The 3718-nt window shown below is 71.1% G+C and carries 2 protein-coding genes and 2 pseudogenes; 1 reads left to right on the top strand and 3 read right to left on the bottom strand.

Annotation, left to right across the window (positions count from 1 at the left end):
* Positions 1 to 96 precede the first annotated feature (96 nt).
* Together nadE and G6030_RS14285 are read right to left on the bottom strand one after the other, a co-directional pair.
* Positions 97 to 915, bottom strand: a pseudogene (nadE, locus tag G6030_RS14290) (ammonia-dependent NAD(+) synthetase); the annotation flags it as partial.
* A gap of 55 nt (positions 916 to 970) precedes the next feature.
* Positions 971 to 2629, bottom strand: a complete 1659-nt coding sequence (locus tag G6030_RS14285; RefSeq protein ID WP_182643579.1) for an AMP-binding protein — start codon at positions 2627 to 2629, stop codon at positions 971 to 973.
* A 173-nt stretch (positions 2630 to 2802) separates the two neighbouring features.
* Here G6030_RS14285 and G6030_RS14280 point away from each other — a divergent pair, with 173 nt between their 5' ends.
* Positions 2803 to 3567, top strand: coding sequence for a PAS domain S-box protein (locus tag G6030_RS14280; RefSeq protein WP_182643578.1), 765 nt, complete (start codon positions 2803 to 2805; stop codon positions 3565 to 3567).
* Here G6030_RS14280 and G6030_RS14275 read toward each other — a convergent pair.
* Positions 3521 to 3718 (bottom strand): annotated as a pseudogene (locus G6030_RS14275) (alpha/beta hydrolase); the annotation flags it as partial. The gene G6030_RS14280 and the pseudogene G6030_RS14275 sit on opposite strands and share 47 nt — an antisense overlap.

Below are 3718 nucleotides of genomic sequence, written 5' to 3'. Positions count from 1 at the left end.
CGAGGCCACCAGCTCGTCGCGCACGGAGGCGAGGTCGGGGAACTCGAAGTACGAGTTCTGCATGTCGATCACCACGAGCGCGGTCTGCTCGCCCGGACGCCACCAGGTATCGGACACCTCCACCGGGGTGGTGCGCTTGTGGCGGTTGCGCTGCCACACCGACTCGATGGTCTCGGCGACCTGCTCGGGCACGTCGCGGCCCTCGAGGTAGTCGTCGATGTCGTCGTACCGCAGGCCCAGCTCGTCCTCGTCGGTCCGCCCCTCGTTCTCGTCGAGGAGGTCGGCGGTGGGCACCTTGTTCCACAGCTGTTCGGGCGCACCGAGGTGGCGCAGCAGCGCGCGCCCCTGCCGCTTGTTCAGGCCCGACAGCGGGAGGACGTCGGCGGCGCCGTCGCCGAACTTGGTGAAGAAGCCCGTGACGTTCTCGGCGGCGTGGTCGGCGCCGATCACGAGCAGCCCGCGGTCCCCGGCGAGGGCGTACTGGGCGACCATGCGGTGGCGGGCCTTGGCGTTGCCCTTGGTGAAGTCCGTCAGCTCTGCGCCGGTGGCCCGGGCGATCTCGCCGTTGAGCGCATCGACGCCGGGCGCCACGTTGACGGTGACGGCCTCGTCGGCGTCGACGAACTCCACGGCCGCGACGGCGTCGGCCTCGTCGTGCTGCACGCGGTAGGGCAGGCGCATCCCGACGAACACCGCGTCCCCGCCCTCCGCGCGGATCCGCTCCACCGCGAGCTGGGCCAGACGACCGGCCAGTGTCGAGTCCACCCCGCCGGACAGTCCCAGCACGTACCCTTTGGCGCCGCTCGCCCGCAGGTAGTCCACGAGGAACCGCACCCGACGGTCGACCTCGGCGGCCGGGTCGATCTCGGGCTTCACCCCGAGGTGGTCGATGATCGTCCTCTGAAGTTCACGCATGGCCCCATTGTGTGGATGCGCCGCGGCGGCGCGCCACCGGAGGCCGGAGCCGCGTTCAGGCGAAGAGTTGCTCGATCTCCGCCGCGTAGAGATCGTCGACCACCCGGCGTCGCAGCTTCATCGTGGGGGTGAGCTCGTGCCCGGGGCGCCAGTCCTGCCGCAGCACCGTGTACTTCTTGATCTGTTCGACCCGCGACAGCGTGGCGTTGGCGCGATCGATCTGCACCCGGATCGCCTCCTCGAGTTGCGGGTCGCCCGCCCGCTGCGGGTCCGCCACGATCAGGGCGACATTGTAGGGGCGCTGATCGCCGATCACGGCCACGTGGGAGATCGCGTTGCCCGCCGAGCGGATGGCCATCTCGATGTTGGCCGGGGACATGTTCTTGCCGGCCGCGCTGATGATCAGCTCCTTCTTGCGGTCGACGATCCACAGGTAGCCGTCCTCGTCGAGCCGGCCGATATCGCCCGTGTGAAGCCACCCGTCGCCGTCGATCGCCTCGGCGGTCTTCGCCGGCGCACCGCGGTACCCCCGCATGACCTGCGGGCCGCGCACCGCCACCTCGCCGTCCTCGGCGATCCGGACCTCGACGGTGTCGAGCGGCTTTCCGACGCTCCCGAGCTTGATGGCGTCCGGGGTGTTGGTGGCCACGCAGCACGAGACCTCGGACATCCCCAGCATCTCGCAGAGCGGGAGGCCGAGGGCGGTGAAGAACTCCAGGACACCACGAGGGGTCGGGGCCGCCCCGGTCACGACCCACCGGGCCTCGTCGAGTCCGATCTTGGCCCGCAACGCCTCGGCTACCTGCGGGTTCGCGACGGAGTCGGCCACCGCGTCACCCGGGTAACCCGCCTCGAGTGCGGCCTTGAGCTTCTCCCACACCCGCGGGACGGCGCCGAACAGGGTCGGGCGCGTGGCCACGAGCGCGGCCGGCAGCTCCGCCATGTCGGCCACGCACGTCACCGTGTTGGCGTAGGCCATGAAGCCGGAGTAGTGCGAGGTCCAGCGATCGGCCACGTGGGCCGCGGGCAGGAACGAGATCTGGCGCCCGTGTCCCGGCAGCGGGACCGCGTGATGGACTCCGCGAAGCTGCGTGAGCATGCCCTCGTGGGTGAGCTCGACGCCCTTCTGCGGCCCCGTGGTGCCGGAGGTGTAGATGAGCGTCAGCAGGTCGTCGGGGCGGATCGCCTCGGCGCAGGAGAAGTCGAAAGCGGTCTCCTCGGCGGCCAACTCGCGCAGCAGGTCGTCGTGGTCGTCCGGGCTCTCGTCCACCAGGACGAGCCGCTCCACCGCCGGGGCGGACCCCCGTGCAGCCCCGAGGACCCCGACGAACGCCGACTCGGTCACGATGGTCTTCACACCGGCGTCCGCCAGGACGTAGGCGAGCTGATCAGGCGCCGACGTGTTGTAGAGACTGAACGGCACGGCGCCGAGCATCATCACGGCGGTGTCCACGAGGTGGAACTCCGGTCGGTTGCGCAGCATCAGGGCGACCGGCTCGCCCGGGGCCACACCCAGCTCGCGGAGCGTGCCGGCGATCGCCCCGACCCGTGCCCGGGCCTGTGCGTACGTGACCTCGGCTCCCGTCTCGTGGGAGCGGAGCGCGACCTCGCCCGGGTGGGCGGCGGCCGTGGCGAGGAACAGGTCGGCGAGGGTGCCCGATTCCGCCAGGCGGGTGGCGATCGCGGACGCGGACGGGGTGGCGGTGGAGGTCACAATGGTTTCCTGGGGGTTGTCGGGGCTCTCGGGGTGGTCGCAGTGTCGTCTGACTCACATTCTCGCCGGGTTCGTGATCGCGGTGACACCCCCGGAGGTCGTGGAAGATCACCCGAACGGGTGCCGGCCCCGGCGGGCCGGGCCGGGCACACACGCTGCCGTAGCCTGGGCCGATGCACGACGATCCGTCCCTTGACTACCGGGACCTCCTGGCCCGGCTCGCGGATGTCGTCTACGCCGTCGACACCGACGGCAGGTTCACCTACATCAACCCCGCCGGCGAGCGGATCTTCGGCTGGGACCTCGCGGATCTGATCGGCGAACACTTCTCCAAGGTCATCGACCCCGACGCCCTCGCGGAGACCGTCGAGCACTTCCGACTGGGGATGGCCAGCGCCGACCCTGGACGCTACTTCGAGACGCGGATCCTGCAGCCGGACGGCCAGGTCCGCGACCTGGAGATCCACGCCGGGAACATCTACCGCGGCGGCCGGCTGGTCGGCCGGCAGGGCGTCGGCCGGGACATGACCGAGCTGCGCCGGCTCCAGGCCAACCTGGCCACCAAGACCAGGCGCCTGGAAATCCTCGAAGAGCAGCAGCGCACTGCGCTCGAGGTCTACCGGCGCCTCAACCTCATGGTCGGCCGCGCCGGCGGTGACCCGGGCCGGACGGAACGGGCGCTCGACGCCGTGGAGAGCTCGCTCCAGCTCGAGACGGCGCGCGTGATGGGGCTGCAGGACGACCTCGAGATCATCGCCCTGATCGCCGACGGCTACTCCAACCAGGAGATCTCCGACCGTGTCCACCTGAGCGTGCACACGGTCAAGGACCGCGTCAGCCGCATCATCACCAGGCTCGGCGCCCGCAGTCGCGCCGCGGTGGCCACGCGCGCTACCGAGGCGGGGCTGCTCCGCTCTCGCCGGCGAGGCCCCCGATGAAGGCCGCCACCGCCCGCGGCCACTTCTCGACCTCCGCCGGGGTGCGCGCCACCTCGAGCCGGGCGTCGGGCAGCAGCTGCAGCAGGTGTTCGGCCACCTCGAGCGGGTGGGAGGCGTCCTGCGGCCACGCCAGCAGCAGCACCGGCATCCA

Origin of the sequence: Dietzia sp. E1, assembly GCF_014145015.1 — a bacterium.
Classification (GTDB): domain Bacteria; phylum Actinomycetota; class Actinomycetes; order Mycobacteriales; family Mycobacteriaceae; genus Dietzia; species Dietzia cinnamea_A.
This window is presented reverse-complemented; position numbering and strand designations above follow the sequence as displayed.

Excerpts from the sequence above, each read along its gene's own strand:
- G6030_RS14280 (WP_182643578.1), top strand. The coding sequence starts at position 2,803 with ATGCACGACGATCCGTCCCTTGACTACCGGGACCTCCTGGCCCGGCTC.